Origin of the sequence: Halalkalibacter oceani, assembly GCF_023715605.1 — a bacterium.
GTDB lineage: Bacteria > Bacillota > Bacilli > Bacillales > Bacillaceae_D > Halalkalibacter > Halalkalibacter oceani.
On sequence record NZ_JAMBOL010000006.1, the window covers coordinates 118,285 to 139,357 of the forward strand.

At 49.5% G+C, this 21,073-nt stretch carries 19 protein-coding genes; 16 read left to right on the forward strand and 3 right to left on the reverse strand.

What is annotated here, in order from left to right; genetic code table 11:
• The first annotated feature begins 250 nt into the window (after positions 1–250).
• Together spoIID and spoIIQ are read left to right on the forward strand one after the other, a co-directional pair.
• Positions 251–1,270: a stage II sporulation protein D gene (spoIID, locus tag M3202_RS09340; RefSeq protein ID WP_251223126.1), complete on the forward strand. Its 1,020-nt coding sequence runs from the start codon at positions 251–253 to the stop codon at positions 1,268–1,270.
• Positions 1,271–1,465: 195 nt separating this feature from the next.
• Positions 1,466–2,338, forward strand: coding sequence for a stage II sporulation protein SpoIIQ (gene spoIIQ, locus M3202_RS09345; protein ID WP_251223081.1), 873 nt, complete (start codon positions 1,466–1,468; stop codon positions 2,336–2,338).
• 195 nt (positions 2,339–2,533) lie between these two features.
• Here spoIIQ and M3202_RS09350 read toward each other — a convergent pair whose 3' ends face one another.
• From M3202_RS09350 to M3202_RS09360, 3 genes are read right to left on the reverse strand one after another with little or no spacing between them, the layout of a single operon-like run.
• Positions 2,534–3,346: a hypothetical protein gene (locus M3202_RS09350; protein WP_251223082.1), complete on the reverse strand. Its 813-nt coding sequence runs from the start codon at positions 3,344–3,346 to the stop codon at positions 2,534–2,536.
• 15 nt (positions 3,347–3,361) lie between these two features.
• Entirely contained in the window at positions 3,362–3,769 is a 408-nt protein-coding gene (locus M3202_RS09355; protein ID WP_251223083.1) for a hypothetical protein, read from the reverse strand.
• Between the two features lie 18 nt (positions 3,770–3,787).
• Positions 3,788–4,309 (reverse strand): hypothetical protein, encoded by a 522-nt coding sequence (locus tag M3202_RS09360; protein WP_251223084.1) that lies wholly within the window; start codon positions 4,307–4,309, stop codon positions 3,788–3,790.
• Positions 4,310–4,705: 396 nt separating this feature from the next.
• On the opposite strand from M3202_RS09360, the gene M3202_RS09365 reads away from it, so the two are divergent.
• From M3202_RS09365 to M3202_RS09430, 14 genes are all read left to right on the forward strand, one after another.
• Positions 4,706–6,187: an aldehyde dehydrogenase family protein gene (locus M3202_RS09365; RefSeq protein ID WP_251223085.1), complete on the forward strand. Its 1,482-nt coding sequence runs from the start codon at positions 4,706–4,708 to the stop codon at positions 6,185–6,187.
• 19 nt (positions 6,188–6,206) lie between these two features.
• Positions 6,207–7,577 (forward strand): NAD(P)-dependent oxidoreductase, encoded by a 1,371-nt coding sequence (locus tag M3202_RS09370; RefSeq protein WP_251223127.1) that lies wholly within the window; start codon positions 6,207–6,209, stop codon positions 7,575–7,577.
• 29 nt (positions 7,578–7,606) lie between these two features.
• Positions 7,607–8,872 carry an NAD-dependent dihydropyrimidine dehydrogenase subunit PreA gene (gene preA, locus M3202_RS09375; protein ID WP_251223086.1) on the forward strand — a complete coding sequence of 422 codons (1,266 nt, stop codon included), beginning with the start codon at positions 7,607–7,609 and terminating at the stop codon, positions 8,870–8,872.
• Positions 8,873–8,894: 22 nt separating this feature from the next.
• Entirely contained in the window at positions 8,895–10,316 is a 1,422-nt protein-coding gene (gene hydA / locus M3202_RS09380) for a dihydropyrimidinase (protein WP_251223087.1), read from the forward strand.
• A 333-nt stretch (positions 10,317–10,649) separates the two neighbouring features.
• Positions 10,650–12,113, forward strand: coding sequence for an NCS1 family transporter (locus tag M3202_RS09385; protein WP_251223088.1), 1,464 nt, complete (start codon positions 10,650–10,652; stop codon positions 12,111–12,113).
• A gap of 23 nt (positions 12,114–12,136) precedes the next feature.
• The gene (locus M3202_RS09390; protein ID WP_251223089.1) at positions 12,137–12,367 is read left to right on the forward strand and encodes a hypothetical protein; all 231 of its coding nucleotides are present in this window, start codon (positions 12,137–12,139) and stop codon (positions 12,365–12,367) included.
• 148 nt (positions 12,368–12,515) lie between these two features.
• Complete coding sequence (locus M3202_RS09395; protein WP_251223090.1) at positions 12,516–13,871, forward strand: aminotransferase; 1,356 nt, start codon at positions 12,516–12,518, stop codon at positions 13,869–13,871.
• A 221-nt stretch (positions 13,872–14,092) separates the two neighbouring features.
• Entirely contained in the window at positions 14,093–14,629 is a 537-nt protein-coding gene (locus tag M3202_RS09400) for a hypothetical protein (RefSeq protein WP_251223091.1), read from the forward strand.
• Between the two features lie 194 nt (positions 14,630–14,823).
• Positions 14,824–15,492, forward strand: coding sequence for a GntR family transcriptional regulator (locus M3202_RS09405; RefSeq protein WP_251223092.1), 669 nt, complete (start codon positions 14,824–14,826; stop codon positions 15,490–15,492).
• A 333-nt stretch (positions 15,493–15,825) separates the two neighbouring features.
• On the forward strand, positions 15,826–16,500 hold the full coding sequence (locus M3202_RS09410; protein WP_251223093.1) for a haloacid dehalogenase type II: 675 nt from the start codon (positions 15,826–15,828) through the stop codon (positions 16,498–16,500).
• 239 nt (positions 16,501–16,739) lie between these two features.
• Positions 16,740–17,849: a tripartite tricarboxylate transporter substrate binding protein gene (locus tag M3202_RS09415; protein ID WP_251223094.1), complete on the forward strand. Its 1,110-nt coding sequence runs from the start codon at positions 16,740–16,742 to the stop codon at positions 17,847–17,849.
• A 24-nt stretch (positions 17,850–17,873) separates the two neighbouring features.
• Entirely contained in the window at positions 17,874–18,395 is a 522-nt protein-coding gene (locus tag M3202_RS09420; protein ID WP_251223095.1) for a tripartite tricarboxylate transporter TctB family protein, read from the forward strand.
• Between the two features lie 14 nt (positions 18,396–18,409).
• On the forward strand, positions 18,410–19,912 hold the full coding sequence (locus tag M3202_RS09425; RefSeq protein WP_251223096.1) for a tripartite tricarboxylate transporter permease: 1,503 nt from the start codon (positions 18,410–18,412) through the stop codon (positions 19,910–19,912).
• A 361-nt stretch (positions 19,913–20,273) separates the two neighbouring features.
• The gene (locus M3202_RS09430; protein ID WP_251223097.1) at positions 20,274–21,071 is read left to right on the forward strand and encodes an enoyl-CoA hydratase/isomerase family protein; all 798 of its coding nucleotides are present in this window, start codon (positions 20,274–20,276) and stop codon (positions 21,069–21,071) included.
• The last annotated feature ends 2 nt before the right edge of the window (positions 21,072–21,073 follow it).

Genomic DNA, 21,073 nt, shown 5'->3' on the forward strand with positions numbered 1-21,073 from the left:
ACACCTTTTTGAGACTTTTTTATGGTGGAATGTATCTGGCTAATTCGCGGAAGGGCGTCGGCTTCGTGCGTTACACGTTATTCTGAAAGAAGTCCGCTTTCAGAATTAACTTCAACTCCTTGTAACGCCTTCGCACGCCGCTTAGAGCGTAAGACAAAAGCAAAGTCACCTTTTGTCTTACGCTTCTGTTCTATTTTCTGGCAAGCCTTCATATGATGTAAGGAACTATACTAATGGAGGACTGTTCATGATGAAGCGACTTCTGATTGCAGCAACCATTCTTTGCACAGTTGTTCTAATGATTCCAGCAATGCTCGTACAACTCACTTCGGGCCCGGCTGATCAGCAGGCTCAGACTACTGCCGGTCCCGCGCCTGAAGAAAAAGCCTGGTCATATGATCCAGGGGAAGACATCAAGGTCAAGGTGTACCGCAGTCAGACAGAAACAGTCGAAGAACTGCCGCTTGAGCAATATGTGGTCGGCGTTGTTTCCTCAGAAATGCCGGCTGACTTTGAAGTCGAAGCGTTAAAAGCCCAGGCGCTGACAGCAAGAACATACATAATCAAGCAAATGCTCGAGCCTACCGACATCCAAGTACCGCAAGGAGCGATGGTCACCGATACGGTTATGCATCAGGTGTTCCATAATGAAGAAGAATTGAAAAGCCTCTGGGGCGAAGAGTATGAATGGAAAAAAGCCCGGATTGAAGAAGCGGTGTACGCCACCCAAGGGCAGGTGATGACATTTGAAGGGGAGCCGATTACAGCCTCTTTCTTTTCCACGAGTAATGGATATACGGAAAACTCTGAGGATTACTGGCAAAACGAGATTCCTTATTTACGCAGCGTCGCAAGTCCGTGGGATCAGACGTCTCCACGTTTTACGGCGCAAAAGGAAATGCCGGTGACCGAATTTGAACAAAGGCTTGACGTCCAACTTAGCGGTGACAGCGAAATCGGCACAATCGCGGAACGAACCGACGGAGGAAGAGTCGCGAAGGTTGTGATTGGAGATAAGGAGCTGAGCGGTCGGGAGGTACGCGATAAGCTTGAGCTTGATTCCTCCGACTTTCAGTGGCAGCTGAAAGGAGATCAGGTCGTCATTCAGACGAGAGGCTGGGGGCATGGTGTCGGGATGAGCCAATACGGCGCCGACGGGATGGCAAAGGAAGGCAGGAACTATGAAGAAATTGTCCGCCACTTTTATCAGGGTATTGATATTCAGGAGCTTGATCCTTATGTCGCCAAACTAACTGCCAGAAAAGAATAAACAGACAGACAGCGTTTTGATAGGGTCCCGAAAGGTGAAACAAACCTTTTCGGGGCTCTTTCTTATTTTCAAGCAAAAAACAAAAATCGCATACATAAAAGAAATGACAATGTCGAATACTAAATGAAAAAAAATCTCGCGCCGATGTATACATTTTGGCAAATCGGAACAGAATGGTTGCTGAGGTGATGAGAAATGAAAAAAGAAGAAAATCAACGTTCTTCTAAATCTGAAGCGAAAATCAATATTCAACGTCTGTTAAAGAAACGCTGGGTTGTCCCTGCCCTTTACTTAATTGCCGCAGCTGGAGTGCTAAGCTCCGTGTTCTTCCTGCAAGGCCAGGATGAATCAGCATTACCGGAAGACAATATGGAAGTGACAGAGGGAGAGCAGGGAACAAATCCATATGGGGAAAATGCGATTGAAGTCACATCGTCCCAGGAAATTGTCAGAATGCCTGTTGAAGAAGAAGCAAATGTAACGATTGTCGGTCAATTTTACGATGTCAACGCATCTGAAGAAGAACAGCAAGAAGCCCTTGTCTACTACAATAATACCTATTACCAAAACAAAGGAATTGACTTAGCCCATGTGGAAGGAGAGGCCTTCCCGGTTGTCGCTTCGTTAAGCGGAACGGTGGTAAGAGCCGATAAAGATGAATTGCTCGGCTATGTCGTCGAAATCAGTCATGATGATGGCGTTGTCACTCATTATCACAGCTTGGGCTCATTGGAAGTAGAAGAAGGAGCTATCGTACAGCAAGGGGATGTTCTTGGTGAAGCAGGACGAAGCATCTATAATGAAGATGCTGGTATCCATGTCCACTTTGAAATCCGTCAGGATGGAGTCGCTGTTAATCCTAATGATATTTTCCAGCAGCCAATTGATGCGATCAAGGATGCTGCGAGCAAGGATGAAGAAGAGCAGCCAGCCGAAGACGCACCAGCTGAAGGAGACCAGCCGGCAGACGGGGATGAGAATGAAGCCGATGCGGCTGACGATGAAGGTGAGCAGCCTGAAGAAGGTCTGCCATTGGAAGACGAAAACACTGACAACACGCAAGAATAAAGAAAAAAGGGCTTGAGACAAAACTAGCTTTGGACCTACTGGCAATGGCTTCACACGCTACAAGCCCGTTGTGAGAAACCCACTCACAACGGGCTTTAAAAGATCGTGGCGGTTCCGCTCATTGCTTAGAGGCTGGAGCAAAAGGTAAAAAAACAACCTTTTGTTCAGCCTCTTTTTCATGTGGAAGGAGCCAGTTCAAGAGCCAGCCACGTCGAGCTGTTTGATATGGACATCAATCGTCGCCGGCTCGATTTGAAAATGAAATAAAAAATCATTGAAGATCGCCTGCTGAATCGCGGCGATGGTGCCGCGTAACGGCTTAACTGCGGAATAGTGGAGAATCAGGTGGACTTTGATACAAGGTAAATGTTCGATATGAATGTCAACCTGACTGCATTTTTTAACGACTTCAAGCGACTCGCAGCTTTTGCTAATAATTTGTTTAAACACCTGATCGTCGATATGAATCATTCCATCCTGAAAGTTCGGCTGGATAATCGTTGTTTCGCCGATCAGTTTTTTTTGCTGGAAAAAGATTTTCTTGCCCTTTTGCATAATCCGCTTGAAAATGTTTTGTTCCACTTCTTTATAGGGCAGCGGGATCACATGCTTCTCCTGCATTTGCCTTGTGTAAAGCGCCATTTTGATTTCCTTCGAGGAACGGACATCCTCAACGGCAAAATAATGATCAATCGTTCCCAGCTCAAGCTGATCGGCTATCCGGTTCACCATTTTTTTCGACGTACCAATAAGCAAAAGCTTATCAATCGCCAGTGAGCGGAGCGCTTCCTGCACTTCACCGGCATGATCGTCATAAAAAAAGATCGCTCGTTTGACCGCTGTAATATAAGTCTTTTCGTATTTGGCCGACGTTCCGGCTGCTTTCCGACCGTTGTGGATCAACAGACCATCATCGATGATCGTCGTAATGCCGTGACTGTAGGCGAAGGAGAGCGCTGATGTGCTTTTTCCGGTTCCGCTTTTCCCGTAAAGCGCGTAGATTTCCATCTGTCGGCTCCTCTCTTAGTCAGAAGGCTTGTTCTGGTCTTTTTCCTTATTATACTGATCGAGACCTTTGCGGAAAAGCTCAAGGACGATTTCGTGCTGCGTTTTGTTCCTCACATGCTGTTTGATTTCATTCAGCTCGGCGACGAGGTCGGCATCGAAATGAATATTAACGGTTTTTCCTTTATCCTTTGGCTGGATCTCCAGACCGGCTTCGCACTGTTTTACCTGTCCTTCGAGGAGCATGTCATCTGAAAACCAGTCCGCCTCCGGAATGGAAATGTACTCCCCTTCAAAATAAATTTCACTTAACGTCTCATTAAAAGAAATGCTGACCGGGTTATGCTCCCGTTCATTAGCATCGCGTATTTGTCTGGCGATCTCCTGATTGCTTGTCGTATTCTCCAGCTTGATTTTCACCTTCATCTAAACCATTCCTCCCGATTAACAAGGCTTCAGTTTATTTTCAGGAATATCCTTGAGCAGGGCAAAGCTCGACTCCAATTGAATCGTATACATAAATTCTGTCTTCAACAACTGGGAAGAGACGACAATCCCCGCTTCAGGCGGCTGACCATCTGCCTCGACAGAAACACGATCAAGCACCTTGTATTGCGGCTGCAAATAGCCTTTTTCAAAAAGAAAGCTGTAGACGTCGGCTTTCGGATAGAGGAACCGTTTCTTTCCCTGCTTTGTCGGCAATGCCCAGAATTTCTCCTTTTCATCAAGCACCGTTCCCAAATAGCCTTCATCGGCCCAGCGCTTTATCGTCGACATATTATTTTTCTTGCCAGTATGTTTGTAAATAAGATCGATGATTTCCTTCGAGGAAATATAATGAAGCCGCTCCTTCTCCTGAGAGACGACGATCTCCAGTCGTTCCTTCAGCTCGACCAATGTCTGTTGATCCGCTTTCATCCGTTCTTCGGTTGCTCTAATGGCCTCTTCGATCTCTTCTCGTTTCAATCCGTTCACTTCCTTACCTGAATTCCTTTCCCTCTTAGCGCTATACTTTCTATTTTACATGGAGATGTCTCAAAAGGTCATCTTAATTCTTTTAAAACGGCAATAAGAACGAATCAACTGAAAAAGGACGATTTTCACTTTTTCAGTTGATTTTGCCTCATAAGAACGAATTCCTTCGCCATTATTCAACAAAAAAATCAAAAATGAAATCTGTAAGATATTATAACATGTAAAATATAATTTAATGCAATTAAAATATTGACATAAAAATATTGATAACATAGTATGGTTAGTAAGAATATTTTGATAATTAAAAGGCAGGTGAAGCGATGGCTGATTGCATAAAGAAGAGAAAACAAAAAGCATGACATAGAAAAAGAAACTTGGAGGGATTAGATGGGAACACAGCAGCAAACGAAGTCGTTTCATAATCTGATCGGCCGCGAATGGCTGCCATCAAACTCTGGTGAGACATTTACGGTTATCAATCCGGCCGATACGAGAATCGAGCTGGGTGTCTGTCAGCAATCAAATGAGGAAGATGTCGAAGCGGCGGTGGCAGCGGCGAAACAGGCATTGCCCGACTGGAGCGCAGAAGCAGCCCCGGTTCGCGGACACTATATCGCCAAAGCCGCCAATCTCATTGAAGAGCGCACCGACGAATTCATTAAACAGCTGATCATCGAGGTCGGCAAATCCTATGCCGATGCGAAAGCTGAGGTCATTAGAACCGTGCGGGTCATGCGCTTTCTGGCAGGAGAAGCCGAGCGGTTGAAAGGCGAAACGATTCCTTCCTGGGATAAGGAAGTCATCGGCTATACGAAGCGTGAGCCTGTTGGCGTCGTCGGTCTGATTACGCCGTGGAATGTTCCGCTTGCGATCGCCGCCTGGAAGATTGCGACCGCGCTTACTTGTGGCTGCACGGTCGTATTCAAGCCATCGAGCCAGACGCCGCTCGTCAGCCTCCAGCTTGTCGAAGCGTATCAGGAAGTGAATCTCCCGGCAGGCGTGCTCAATTTTGTGACCGGCCCCGGATCGACGGTAGGAAACGCGATTGCCACCCATCCGGATATTAAGGCGATCAGCTTTACCGGCTCAAACAAAATCGGACTTGCCATCAATCAGCTTGTCGCCAAACGAGGCGCGCGCTTTCAGGCTGAAATGGGAGGGAAAAATCCGTTTGTCATCCTGAATGATGCGGATCTTACTCTTGCCGTGGAACATGTCATCGCCGGCGGCTTCGGTGAAAGTGGGCAGCGCTGTACGGCGACGAGCCGTGTCATCGTCCTTCCCGGGATCGCCGAGTCATTCATCGCCCTGCTCAAGGAGCGCGTCGGCCGGATGAAGGTCGGCAATCCTCTCGATGAAGGGACGGATATGGGGCCGGTGATCGACAAAGGCTCGATGGAAAGCATTCTTGCCTATATCGAAATCGGCAAGAGGGAAAACGGTCAGCTGGTGACAGGGGGCGGCCGCTTAACGGAAGGAGACTATGCTCATGGCTACTTTATTGCCCCTACGGTTTTTCGCGGCATTACGCCGGAAATGACAATCGCCCAGGAGGAGATTTTCGGACCGGTGATCAGCGTGATGGAGGCCGATAACTTTGAGCAGGCGCTAGAATGGGCCAATCAAGTTGAATACGGCCTGTCCTCGACGATATACACAAATGATATGGAAAAAGCGATGCGTTTTGTGAACGGGATTGAAGCCGGCTTTACTCATGTCAACATGCCATCGACCTATAGCGAGCCGCATTTTCCGTTTGGCGGAATCAAAGCGACCGGAATTGGCGGGATGCGCGAGGTCGGCAGCACGGCAATCGACTTTTACACGGAATATAAGACGGTCTATATGAAGCCGCATAACCAACAGTAAGGAGGGGCTCTTCATGCATATGAACAGAATGAAAAACAAAACGATTTCATTGCAGGACTTGAGCGCTAACTTTTCTGAAATTGAACCGCCATTAACAGAGAAGGAAGCAATGGACGAAGCAAACCGCTGTCTCTATTGCTATGATGCGCCCTGTATTACCGCCTGTCCGACCGACATCAATATCCCTTCCTTCATCAAGAAGATCGCATCGGGCAATATGAAGGGTTCCGCGAGGGTGATCATGGAGGCAAACCCTGTCGGCGCCAGCTGTGCCCGCGTCTGTCCAACCGAGGAGCTTTGTGAGGGGGCCTGTGTGCTGAATGACGCCTCATTGCCGATTATGATCGGGAACTTGCAGCGTCATGCGACAAACTGGGCGATCAAAAACAACGAGCAGCTGTTTAAAGCCGGCAGAGCCAATGGAAAGAAAGTCGCGATTATCGGCGGCGGACCGGCAGGCTTATCAGCGGCGCGCGAACTGGCCCGTCTCGGCTATCAGGTGACGATTTTTGAGGCGAAGGAAAAAGCGGGCGGGCTCGACACGTACGGGATCGTTTCCTTCCGCTTGCCACAGGAAGTCTCGCTCTGGGAAGTGGAGCAGGTCGAAAAGCTCGGTGTCGAGATCCGGACAAACACAACTGTCGGGAAGGACATTAGCGTCACAGAAATGAAGGAAGGCTATGATGCGGTTGTGCTGGCAATCGGAATGGCGAAGGTGCCGATGCTTGGGATAGAAGGCGAGGACGCGGATGGCGTTTATGACGCGATTGAATTTGTGGAAAGCACGAAAACGCCGCCGCTTGACGAGTCGTTTATCGGCAAAAAAGTGGCGATTATCGGTGCCGGAAACACGGCGATTGATGCCGCAACCTGTTCGGTTCGTCTCGGTGCCGGCAATGTGAAGATGCTCTATCGCCGGACGGAAGCGGAAATGAGCGCGTATGAATTTGAATATGAATTTGCGAAGCAGGATGGCGTCGAATTCAGATGGCTGACCCAGCCGACAAAAATTGTGACCGAAAACGGCAAAGTAACGGGGCTTCAATGCGTCAGGATGGAGCTGGGGGAAGCGGATGCGTCCGGGCGTCGTCGTCCGGTGCCAATCGAAGGGTCAACATTTACGCTTGACGTTGATGCGGTCATTAAAGCGATCGGCCAAACCCGCTATATCCAGCTAATTGAAGCATTCGGCCTGGAGCATCACAACGGAACGGTCAAGGTGAATCTTGAGACGTACCAGACATCCGATCCGGACGTTTACGCGGCAGGCGATGTCATTTTCGGTGATGGTCAGGGAGAAGCAATGGTTGTGACGGCAGCCCAGCAAGGGAAGCTGACCGCCTATTCGATTCATAAACAATTAGGAGAAAAAGCGATTGAAAGCGCTTAACTACATGGAGAAAGACAGGAGGTAATTCAATGGCTGACTTACAAATCAATTTTGCCGGGATTCAAGCGCCTAATCCGTTTTGGCTCGCATCGGCTCCACCGACGAACACAGGCTATCAGGTGCAGCGCGCCTTTGAAGCAGGCTGGGGAGGAGCTGTCTGGAAAACGCTCGGTGATCCGATCCTTAACGTATCATCGCGGTTTGCGGCAATGCATTTCAACGGGCAGCGCGTAGCCGGCTTTAATAACATTGAATTGATTACCGACCGACCGCTTGAAGTCAATCTGGAGGAAATTTATGAGACGAAAAAGAAGTACCCGAATCACGCCTTGATTGCTTCGCTCATGGTCGAGCCTGAACAGGAAAAATGGCATGAAATTGTCAAACGGACAGAAGCGGCCGGCGTCGACGGCCTGGAGCTGAACTTCGGCTGTCCGCACGGCATGGCGGAACGTGGCATGGGCTCCGCCTCCGGTCAGGTGCCAGAGCTTGTTGAAAAACAGACGTACTGGGTGAAGGAAGTCGCACAAACGCCGGTCATCGTTAAGCTGACGCCAAACATCACCGATATTACCGCGACAGCGGAGGCGGCCGTCCAGGGCGGCGCTGACGCGATTAGCATGATTAATACGATTAACAGTCTTGCCGGTGTCGATCTCGATACGTGGAATACGGTGCCGCATGTCGGAGGAAAAGGAGCACATGGCGGCTACTGCGGTCCGGCGGTGAAGCCGATCGCCTTGAACATGGTCGCGGAATGCGCGCGCAATCCACGAATCAACGTGCCGATTTCGGGCATCGGCGGCATTTCCAACTGGAAGGATGCGGCTGAATTTATGCTGATGGGTTCAGGCAGCGTCCAAGTTTGTACGGCGGCGATGCATCACGGCTTCAGCATCGTCGAGGACATGATTGACGGATTGAGCAATTATTTGGACAGCAAGCAGATCTCTTCGGTTGAAGGCCTTGTCGCCAAATCAGTCGAACGGTATTCAGACTGGGGCAATCTCGACCTCAACTACAAGGTCGTCGCGCGCATTAATAACGACACCTGTATTAACTGTAATAAATGCCATATTGCCTGTGAGGATACGTCTCATCAATGCATTGATATGCTGACCTCGCCTGATGGCAATAAATATTTGGAGGTGCGCGAGGAGGACTGCGTCGGCTGTAACCTCTGCTCGATCGTTTGTCCGGTCGAAGGGGCGATCGAGATGGTCGAAATTCCAAATGGCGAGCCGATGACCTGGAACGAACGGCAGGCTGTGCTTCAGCAAAGCGTAAAATCATAAATCGTGAGGAGGAGAATGGAAGATGAAAAAAATCATCACGAATGGAACGATTGTAACCGCAGCAGATCAATATGAAGCGGATATTTTAATCGAGGATGGAAAAATCGCCGCGATCGGTGAACGGCTTACGGCAGATGGCGCGGAAATCGTCGATGCGAAAGGAGCCTATATTTTCCCGGGCGGGATCGATCCCCATACTCATTTGGAAATGCCGTTTGGCGGCACGGTGACGGTTGACGACTTTGAAACAGGGACGACCGCCGCCGCATTTGGCGGCACGACAACCGTGATTGATTTTTGTTTGACGAATAAAGGCGAGCCGTTAAAGAACGCGATAAAAACATGGCATGACAAATCACGGGATAAAGCGGTGATCGACTATAGTTTTCACTTAATGATCGGCGAAGTGAATGAACAGGTGCTCGAAGAAATTCCGCTCGTGATCGAGGAAGAAGGGATTACGTCCTTTAAAGTGTTTATGGCGTATAAAAATGTGTTCCAGGCCGATGATGAGACATTATTCCGGACGCTGCTGTTCGCGAAGGAGCACGGGGCGCTTGTCATGGTTCATGCTGAAAACGGCGACGTCATCGAGCATCTCGTTAAGGAGGCGCTCGATAGCGGCAAGACTGACCCGATTTATCACGCCTTAACGAGGCCGCCTGAGGTAGAAGGGGAAGCGACACACCGCGCCGCCCAGCTGACGGGACTGGCCGATTCACAGCTTTACGTCGTCCACGTCTCCTGTGCCGAAGCGATGGAGAAAATCGCCGATGCCCGGAAAAAGGGCTACCGCATTTACGGAGAGACATGTCCGCAATATTTAGTGCTTGATCAAACGGCTTTAGAAAAGCCGGATTTTGAAGGCGCCAAATACGTCTGGTCGCCGCCGCTGCGTGAAAAGTGGAACCAGGAGGAGCTGTGGAAGGGGCTCGCCAACGGTCAGCTTCATACTCTCGGTTCGGATCAGTGCTCATTTAATTTTAAAGGGCAAAAGGAGCTGGGTAGAGGCGACTTTACGAAAATTCCGAACGGTGGGCCGATGATTGAGGACCGCTTCAGCATTTTGTATTCAGAGGGAGTCGAGAAAGGCCGGATTTCGCTCAATCAATTTGTTGATATTGTCTCGACGAAGATTGCCAAGCTGTTTGGACTCTTTCCGCAGAAAGGGACGATTGCCGTTGGCAGCGATGCCGATCTTGTTATCTTTGACCCAACGGCGGAACGGGTCATTTCCGCGGAAACGCATCATATGGCAGTTGACTACAATGCATTTGAAGGGATGACGATCAAAGGTGAGCCCGTTTCCGTGCTGTCACGCGGTGAGTTTGTCATCCGTGATAAAGCATTTGTCGGCAAGCCCGGAGCCGGGAAGTACTTGAAGCGCAAGCGCTTTGCCGATGTAAGCAATTCAGCTAAAAAGCGGGTGACGTTTCAACAATAAGAAAACCGCGCAGCTTCTTTTCTTAGAAGCGGCGTGCAGAGCCGTTACCATCTTTTAAGGATGGCTGAAAACGGACTTTTTTCAGCCATCCGCGTATCGTGCGGAGTCGACGCCCTTCCGCGAGTCTTCCCACACTTCTTCCGCAGCAAAAATAAACGATGGGGATTGGAGAGAACGCTATTATGGCATCTGAGAAGGTCTGCTCGAAGGGAAGGAACATAGTCTTCTGTTTAGGAGCGTCAAGAAAGTGAATCTTGCGAAGGCGAAGTAGAAATAGATAGGAAGTCGCTGCAGATTTGCTCTCTTCATTTCATGAAAAAGAGGGGAATTAAGATGAAAAAAAGCAGCTATCATTTAAAATCACCAGACCTTCTTCCAATTGCCCATAGTGAGCGCAAAATTAGTACGCTCGGTTTTTCCATCATGTGGGTCGGAATGGCGGTCGTCTTAGCGGCGTTTGCCATCGGCGGAGATGGCGTGCAAGGTATGCCGTTAATCTATGTTCTCCTGGCCTCGATTATTGGCTGTATACTAATCGGCTTATTTATCACGCTGACAGCCGATGTTGGAATTGAGCATGGTCTCTCGTTTCCGGTCTATATGAGGGCGCCGTTCGGCGTCGCCGGCACCCATTTTCCGTCGATTGTCCGGGGGATTACCGCCTCGATCTGGTTTGGGATCAACACGTATTTCGGTTCAGCGGCGATCAACGGCATTTTAAATATCCTGACCGGCTTTGACAATTGGTTCGTCTGTTTTCTGATTTTTGCTCTCGCTCAGCTGATCAACACGGCAATCGGAATCAAGGCAGTCGAAAAGTTTGCCGATCTCGCCGCGCCGATCATTATTCTGATCGCGCTTTGGATGTACAGCACGCTCGCCGATCAGGCGGCGGCAATTGACCGCAACGTATGGACGTGGATTGAAAGTCCTGTCTCGGGCATTTTGCTGTTTACTGCCTTTATGACGGTCATCACCGGTAATATGGGCTATTGGTCAACGCTTGCGACGGATGCCTCCTCCTTGTCACGCTTTATTAAAGCGCCGAAGTTTGAACGCAACTGGTTCAAACGAAATAAAGGGGTGCTCGTCGGCAGCGTCGTTGCCCTGCCATTGACGCAAACACTCATTGTGGCGATCGGCGGAGTCGCCTATATCGCGGTCGGCAATTATGATCCGATCGTCGCACTGCAGGAGTCGGCAAGCGGCTGGATTTTAGTCGTCCTGCTTTTGATGATCGTCTTTTCACAATGGTCGACGAACACGTCCGCCAATGTCGTTCCGGCGGCGACGATTTTTTCCAATGCCGGCGGGCCAAAGATTCCGTTTTATGTAGGGGTTTTTCTGGCGGGCGTTGTTGGCACGGTGACGCAGCCGTGGAATCTGTTCAATGTGTTAATTCCGTTTCTGACGACCGTTGGCGGCATCCTATCGGCGATTGTCGGCGTGATTTTTGCCGATTACTATATGCTGCGCAAGCGCCGTTTGAATGTACATGACCTGTATGAGAAGGAAGGCCAGTATGCTTACGTGAACGGCGTCAATTGGGCCGGCATTCTCGCCTGGGTGATTGGCGGGGCGATCGCGATTGCCTTTCCGACCTATTCCTTCTTTGTCGGCTTCATCATCGGTGCGGCCAGCTATTATCTGCTCGCCAAGTATTGGTGGTTCGAGAAATACAAGCAAGCGGAAATTGAAGACCCGGATGATGATAAGTACTTAGGGATCACGGTCGGCCGTGACTGGCTGATTGACAGCGAGGAAGTGCTCGAATCGAAAAAACAAATCGTCAATTAAATAAGCTGGAAGGAGGCTTCGTTATGTCAGCGTATGCCGAGTTTATCGAAGAGAAGAAAAAAATTGATGAACTGCTTGCTAAAGGATACGAAATAACGAACGTAAACGAGAATTTGAGCGGTGCATTCGTCGAATTTCAACTTCCGAATGACGCGCTCGATCACCCGGAAAAAAGCAAAGAGCTGCACATCCTGACAGCCGACGCCCGAAAATATTTCTCCAACCTGATTCTCGCCAAACAACGTCACTTGTAAAGGGCGCTGAACAAACCGAGCAATGAGACGGGAACGAGGGGATCCCACTCCCCGTTGACTGCAGAAGGGTAAGATGAATCATGGCTAAGTCGAAGCGCTGTCAAAGGCGTGTCTTCCTTTGATAGAAAACTAAAAGGAGGTTAGAAGAATGAAAGTGGAAGCAGGAACAGAGGATCTCGTTCAAAAAGACAGGGCTCATCTTTGGCATTCAATGGCGAAATATAATGAAAAAGCGGCGCCGATGATCGTTTCAGAGGGGGAAGGCTCGTGGTTTACGGCGACGGATGGCAAGAAATATTTAGACGGTGTCTCCGGCCTCTGGTGTCTAAATCTCGGTCATGGGCGGCAGGAAATCGCCCAGGCCGCCTACGACCAGCTGCTCAATATGTCTTATTCGCCGCTGACGATGAGCCATGTACCGGCGATTGAGCTGTCTACGAAGATTAGCGAGCTGCTCGGCGAGTCGTATACGACGTACTTTAGCAACAGCGGCTCTGAAGCGAATGAGGTCGCTTTTAAAATCGCCCGCCAATACCATGCCCAGAACGGCAAGCCTGAAAAGTATAAAATCATTTCAAGATACCGTGCGTATCATGGTTCAACATTAGGAGCGCTGAGTGCGACAGCACAAGCAAACCGAAAAACGAAATATGGGCCGAGTGCGCCGGGCTTTCTCCATGTGCCGCCTCCATACAGCTACCGCAGTTCATTTGCTGACAGGGCGAACAGCGATCTCGCGGCAGCTGACTATGTGGAGGAAGTGATAAACTGGGAGGATCCGGAGACAGTCGCGGCTTTTATTCTTGAGCCATACATTTCGGGTGGTGGCGTAATCATTCCATCGCCTGAGTATTTAACAAGGGTGGCCGAAATTTGTCGCAAGTATGATGTATTGCTTATTTTGGATGAGGTCGTTTCTGGCTTTGGACGGACGGGGGAAATGTTTGGCTTCATGCATTCCAAAGACGCCCAGCCGGACATCATCACGATGGCAAAGGGCTTAACGAGCGGCTATCTTCCGCTTGGCGCGACGGCGGTCCGTTCCACCATTTACGAGCGGTTCAAAAAGCAGGAAACGAAAGCCCATTTCCGCCATATCTCGACTTTTGGCGGACATCCGGCGGCCTGCGCTGTGGCGCTGAAGAGTATTGAAATCCTGGAAAGAGAACGGATCGTCGAGCGCGTGGCGACCGTAAGCCAATCGATTCTCAGCAAGCTTCATCAGCTCAACATGCTTCCGCAAGTCGGTGAAGTACGGGGCATCGGCTTCTTATATGGCATTGAGCTAGTTGAAGACAAAGAGACAAAAGCGCCGCTCTCCGATGAAAAGGTCGGGGCGATATTGGCGGCCTGCAAGGAAAAAGGGCTGATTATCGGCCGCAACGGCGATACGATTCCAGGCTATCAGAACGTACTCATTATTGCGCCGCCGTTGTCGTCAACAGAGGATGATCTTCACTTTTTAGTAAGAACGATCGATACTGTGCTGCGGGCGCAGGCTTAGCCCCCTTTTAGCAAAATGAGCGAAACCTCTCACGTCAGATTTTTTGTGAGAGGTTTTTTTACAATCTCTGGTCCCTGATTAGCACTTTTGTGATAACATGTAAAAAGAGAGAAACGATTCCCAACGAAACGTAAGGATAACTATGCCCTTTATTTCTGGCCCTTCAATGGTGAAAGCGCTTTCAATTGATTATCTATTTTCCTTAAGGGAGGTAAATGGAAATGAAAAGAACGGTGTATCGGGGAATTGGCTTTAAGGAAGCAGAGGAAGTCGTCAAAAACCAGAAATATGATCGCAGCGAGCTGCGAGATTTTCAAAATGGAGTAGCTGCAAAATCATTGTTTGGACCGGGAATCTATCTCATTAATGACGCGGAACTGGCGGCGCATTACGCCTTCTGCCATGCTGAAGTGGAGGAGGAGGAGTTGGCCGTCGTTTTAAAGCAGACGGTTCATTTTCAAAATCCTTTCATTGTCAACTACACCTATAGTGAGCGGCAATTGAAAAAGGACGCGCTAAGCTGGAAGTTCACGGATGATTTCCCCGAGCTTCATTCAGGACCTGACTCACTGGAAACGCTGAAATGGGTCGGGACGATTATTAAAGAATATTTGCTCACGCACGGCTATGACGGGATTACCTACCATATTGATGATGAGATTATCTACTATGTCAGCTACCATCATCATCAGCAGATCACAGGAATAGAATTTGACTTTGTCTTTAATATTAATGAAGTAAAGAAGCAGTCAGTCTAGTTTAACGTAGATGGTATCTGATCCAGCTTCTTTAGATAAGCATGTCAGATGCCATTCCCGCCCTCTTTGTCGGATCATTGCCCCTCTTTTCACCTTCCTGTCTCTCCCTTTCCTTCTCTTACATTGTATTTCCAGCAAACTTATACTATAATGATTGCAAAAATCGACTGTCGACCATTTAGGGGATGAAAACGATGCCAGATAACGATCCGTTACAAAATACGTCCTTGTCTCATCAAATTGCCGAGAAAATTACCAATCAAATTATGAGCGGGGAGCTGCAGCCCGGTGAAAAGATAATCGAAGCGAACTATGCGAAGGAATTCGGCACAAGCCGTGCGCCGATTCGTGAATCTCTTTATCTATTAGCGACCGATGGATTAATAGAGCGGATCCCGCGACGCGGCGCTGTCGTGAAAGGCTATAGTGAAATGGAAGTGTACGATTTGCTTGAGCTGCGGATGATGCTCGAAGGCCTGGCGATGAAGCGCTTAGCCGATTTGGAGCAAAAGCAGCCGACGATCAAAAAAATGGAGGATACGATTAAAGAAATGGACGCGCTTGACTCCCGTGATGATAAGGCGTACGCGCTATTAAATCAAACCTTCCATCTTTATTTGATTGAGATGAGCGGAAGTAAAACGATTAAAGATATGTACACCAGACTCAGCCGGCAATTGCTCGTCCTGCAGCGGATGTCCTTTCTGGAAGAAGCCCATGTGCGCAAATCAATTGAAGAACATAAAGTGATCCTCGATTTAATCAAGAAGGGCCTTGTCGAGGAAGCGCGCGTCATTTTAGATATGCACAATCAAGGCATCATCAGCCGGATTGAGCAAAAAATCTTTCCTCATAAAAAATGAGCGGAACCGTCACGATTTTTTTAAAAGCCCGTTGTGAGTGGATGTCTCACAACGGGCTTGGAGCGTGTGAAGCCATTGCCTGATTTTGAAAGAGACTGGACAAAAGGTTGTTTTTTACCTTTTGCCTAGCCTCTAAGCTAGTTTTGTCTCAAGCTCAGTTTTTCATCACCTAACAACCCTTATACGATCCTCCCCCGAAATTTTTCAGTTAGCCGAAAGGGCCGCCAGACGGCTTATCCACATGCTAGCAACCTTTCTCTTTCCAAATGATAGACATTTTCTGAACAGCCGCTCATATACTGGCACTAATCATTGAAAAGATAGGAGGCCGTTATGAACTATCGTTTAGTAACGTTTGATGTATTTAGTGCGCTGGCCAATATCGAAGGCACCTTTATTCCGATTTTGGCGCGTCATCCTCAATTCGTCAATCAGGATGCAGCCGCTTTTTTTCGAATGTGGCGAACAAAGCAGTATGAATATTTAATCATGCTGAACTCGTTACAGCGACATTTCCTCGGGTTTAAAGAAGTGACGAGACGGACACTTGTCCACACGCTTTACGCCCATCGGATTGACCTTTCTGAACATGATCAGGAGCGGCTCGTGCAGAAATGGAGCGAGCTTGAATTTTGGGATGATGCCCGCCAAACCGTCGAGCAGGTGAAGGAGAAAGGCTATACGATTGCGATGCTTTCAAATGGAGGGCAGGAGATGCTCATCTCCTTGCAAAACCGGCTGGGAGTCGGCTTTGACTACATCTTTTCGGCTGAGGAAATGGGCTGTTATAAGCCCTCACCAACGGTCTATCAATATGCTTATGAGCAAGCCGGAGTTGAAAAAGAGCAAATGCTTCATGTCGCCGGGTCGGCACCGGATATCGTCGGAGCGATTTCCGCCGGAATTCCTAGTGCCTGGTCGAATCGGCTGAATGCGCTCCCGATTGATCTGAGCTATCAGCCTACGTACCATTTTCAGAGGATTGAAGAGCTTCTTGCTTATCTCTGAAAATGAAATCGTGCGACGGTCTATTGTCGACTGTCGTCCGAAAGCGATAAATTGTAAGCGGTTTCTTGTTCGGAGGAACAACATTTTCGGATGATTCGAAGAAGGGCGTCGGCTTCGCCCGTTACGCGGAAGGCAGAAAAAAGCCCGTTTTCAGCCATCTTAAAAGAGGGTAACGGCTCCGCGCGCCGCTTCTAAGAAAAGCCGCTACGCGGTTTTCTTATCCTATTGGAGGTTTGGAGATGAAGAAAGCACTTATGATGATGTTGCTGGCGGCAGGCTGTCTAGTGCTGGCGGCATGTGGGAATGAACAGACAACCTATGATCCGGGGGCGTATGCGGCGATTGATAATGAGGAGGTGATCGCCGGAATCGATGAGATTACGGAGCGCGTCCATAAAGGAGAGCTGACGGAGGAGGAAGGAATCACCGAGCTGCGCGAATGGATTCCGAAGCCCGAAGACTATCCGCGGCGGAACATCGAGTACATTATTCCGTGGGGAGAAGGAGGAGGCTCGGACCTTTATGCGCGGCAGATCAGCCGCGATGCGGAGAAAATTCTCGGCGTGACGCTCGTTCCGAACAATATGCCGGGTGGAAATGGCGAAGTGGCGTTAGCCTACGCTCTTTCACAGCCGGCGGATGGTTATACGATTTACGGAGCGATCACCTCTCAGGTCATTAATGACACATTAGGAGAACAGCCGTACAGCTTCATTGATGATACGACATTCATCATCCGCAACCAGGGTCCGACCGAGGTCTTCTGGACGCGCAGCGATGGTCCCTATCAAACATGGGAGGATCTGATCGAAGCTGATCGCGACAATCCCGGAAGTGTAACGTTTACCGGCGCCGGTGCGTTAGCTGATGACGAATTGCGGATTATGGAAATGAACAACCAGCTTGGCACCTCATTCACGTATATTCCAAGCAATGCGTCGGGAGAACGGGTATCGAGTGTGCTCGGCGGCCATATTGACGTGCTGCATGAAACGACGGGAGCGGTGATTGACCTGTACCGCGCCGGGCAAATCCGTCCGTTGCTCGTGCCGAGTGACGCCCCATTCGACGGCATTGACGCCCCGACCACAGCTGAGCTTGGGATCGACATTTCGATTGGGCGCTGGAGAGGGATGAACGCCCCTGGTCATCTTGATCCGACCATTACCGTTTACTTGCACAATGTGTTTTATGCGGCGGCAAACCTGCCACACTATCGGCAATTTGAAGAGGATTCCTATTTTCATATGGTGGACGGGTACTTGGATTATGAGGACTATCGTGCCCATGCCGAAGAAGAGCGTGAGACAATCGTGCAGCTATTGCGCGATCTTGGCTATATGGAATGATCATCCGTAAAGGAGGGAGCGGTTTTGAGTCGTTTTTTTCATCGTTATGGTGAGGTGCTTGTCACCGGCAGTATCTTTTTTGTCAGCTTGATTTTGATCGTGACGGTTCAGTTGCATATCCGTATTTCGCCATTGCGGGACTCCGGTGAGTCTGTCGGTCCCCAGTTTTGGCCGATGCTGTTGCTCGTGCTGCTTTGTGCGCTATCGGCGGTAACATTCATCAGGGCGATCAAAAAGAAGCGGCAGGAAAGCGTCGATGAACAAGAAGAAACAGCGTATATTCAGCAATTTACGAATGGCCGTCTGTTGGCGATCGTCGCGGCGATCTTTTTCTACCTTCTCCTACTGCCGTATCTCGGCTTTATCGTGATGACCGCTGTTTTCAGTGTCGTATGCGGTGTCATTATGAAGATGAAACGGTTGAAAAATATCGCGTTTTCCTTGATCGCGCTCGTCTTTCTAACCTATGTTTTCGGGAATTTCTTAACGATTCCTCTTCCCAGAGGCGTCGGGATTTTAAGGGAAGCGAGTTACTTCTTCTATTAAGGCGGTGGATGTGAATGATGGAAAGTATTCTCTTAGGCTGGCAGACGGTCTTTCATCCTGTCTATTTTATGATGGTCGTTCTCGGCGTCCTGATCGGGATTCTGTTCGGCGTAGTCCCGGGATTGAGCGGAGTGACGGCGATCAGCCTGCTGATTCCTTTTACGTATGCAATGGAGCCCTTAAATGGCTTTCTGATTATGATCGCGATTTATGCCGCTTCGATCTATGGCGGCAGTATTGCGGCGATTCTGTTTAATATACCTGGCGATGCGCCGGCAGCGATGACGGCGCTCGACGGCTACCCGCTTGCCAGGAAAGGCCAAGCCGGGCGCGCATTAGGAATGGCGGCGATTTCCTCGCTTGTCGGCGGTTCCATCAGCGTCATAGCGATTACGTTTTTAGCGCCGCAGGCAGCGAAAATCGCTCTTTCATTCGGACCTCCCGAATACTTTGCTTTAGGTCTTCTCGGCTTGACCGTCGTGGCGAGCATTGATGCCAATCATCAGCTTAAAGCGTTCGTATCCGTCTTTCTAGGACTTTTTCTGGCGACGGTCGGTCTTGATGTTATTACCGGGGTGGCGCGTTACACCTTCAATTCAACAATCCTGATGTCCGGAATTGATTTTGTCCCGGCGATCATCGGTTTATTTGCCTTATCGGAAGTTTTTCTGCGCTTGCATAAAAAAGCATTGCGGCAAAAGATGCCGGGCGGAGGGAAAGCAGTTCCGCGCTTTGCGATGCCGACGAAAGAGGATGTCGCCAATGTTAAGAATACATGGCTTCGCTCCAGCGTGATTGGCACCGTCATCGGCTTTTTACCGGGAGCCGGAGCGACGATCGCCGCCTTTGTCGGTTACGGTGCCGCCGTTTCTGTTTCGAAAGACAAGGAGTCATACGGGAAAGGAAATATCGATGGCGTCGCCGGGCCGGAAGCGGCAAATAATGCGGCTGTCGGCGGAGCGATGGTTCCTCTTTTAACGCTCGGGATTCCGGGCGGGGCGGTGACGGCGGTTATTTTGAGCGCGTTTTTAATTCATGGCCTTCAGCCGGGACCGCTTTTATTTGAGCAAAATCCGGAGATTGTCTACACATTATTCAGCGGCATGTTCGTCGCCAATATTTTGATGACGCTTGTCGTGTTAGTGGCAATCCGTTATTTAGTAAAAGTGCTCGACGTGCCATACGAATATTTAGCGATGGCGATTATTCTCCTCTCACTTGTCGGCTCGTTTGCGATTAATAACCGCATTGGCGACGTCTGGATCATGTTTTTCTTCGGGCTTATCGGCTATATGCTGAAGCGTTATCATTTTTCACTAGCGGCTGTTGTGTTAGGCATCGTGTTAGGACAAATTATTGAGACAGGACTCCGGCAAGGGCTGATGATTACCCAGGGAAGCATCCTCGGCTTCTTCACCCGGCCGGGAAGTGGGATCATCCTGACGCTGACTATTTTGGCGTTGTTCTTTCCCCTGCTGAAAAGGCTGATGACAAAACGGGAAATTCCGCAGGACTAAAAGCGATCTCGACGTTCGTGACGGTTCATTTTCGCTTTTTCTGGGTAAATGGAAGTAAGCGCTGGAGGACCGGGCTATCCCGAATGAAGCTTTCTCAAAGGCTATTGTCTCCTTTGAGAGAGCTTTTTCACATGTACAGGGGTGAGCTTGGTCGACTATTTGCAGTCGTTGCGTAGCCCGGAAGATGACAGTCTGCTAAGAAAATAATAAAAAATGGATGCTGTTCAGCTAGGAACCACTGATTTTCTCTAGAAACGAGCACGAAACCAATCTTATTGTTGTAATAGTCAGAATAATATACTACACTGAAGATAAGTCGATTGTCGACCGGATCAAGCGAACTCAAAATGGGGGGGAGCACATGAAAGTTACGATAAGCCGCATGGAGAAGGATTGCAAAATGATCCTGCAGGAAAGTGCCGAGATGGCGATTATCACGATTCATCGCCCGCAGCAGCGGAATGCGATGACGAAAGAAATGTGGGAAGAGCTTGCGAGAATTGGCCAAAGAGTGGTCAAAAATCCGAGGGCGAAGGTTGTTATCATCCGCGGTGGACAAGGGCAGTTCACGGCAGGTTCCGATATTAAGCAATTTAACCGTTTTACGGTGGAAGAAGCAGAAGAGTCGTTTCAGGCGATGGAGCGGGCCATTTCCACGATTGAAAAAATCCCACTGCCGACGATTGCCGTCGTCAACGGCCCGGCGATGGGAGCCGGGCTGGAGCTGGCGCTTGCCTGTGATTTGCGAATTGGGACGGTCGACGCGAAATTGGGGATGCCGATCGGACGGCTCGGCATCACGTTAAATCAAGCCTTCACGAACCGGCTCGTGCAGTTAATCGGCAAAAGCCGGACGCTGGATCTCGTCTATACGGGGAGAATTCTTGATGCCGAGGAAGGGTATCAGCTCGGGATGCTCAATTATGTCGTGCCGGAAGATAGCGACAGCAGCCATTACGCGCTGAAAATCGCCCAGCAGATTTTGTCCCAGTCCCCGGCCTCGCTTAAAGCGGTCAAACGTTCGGTGGCGTACGTCCAGCCGAGCACCTCGATCCAGTGGGAGACCGGTACGGAGACGAGCGTCGATCCGGTCGACTTCCCGGAAGGGGTTCGCGCCTTTGTTGAAAAAAGAAAACCGAATTTCAGAAGGAGAGGATAGAG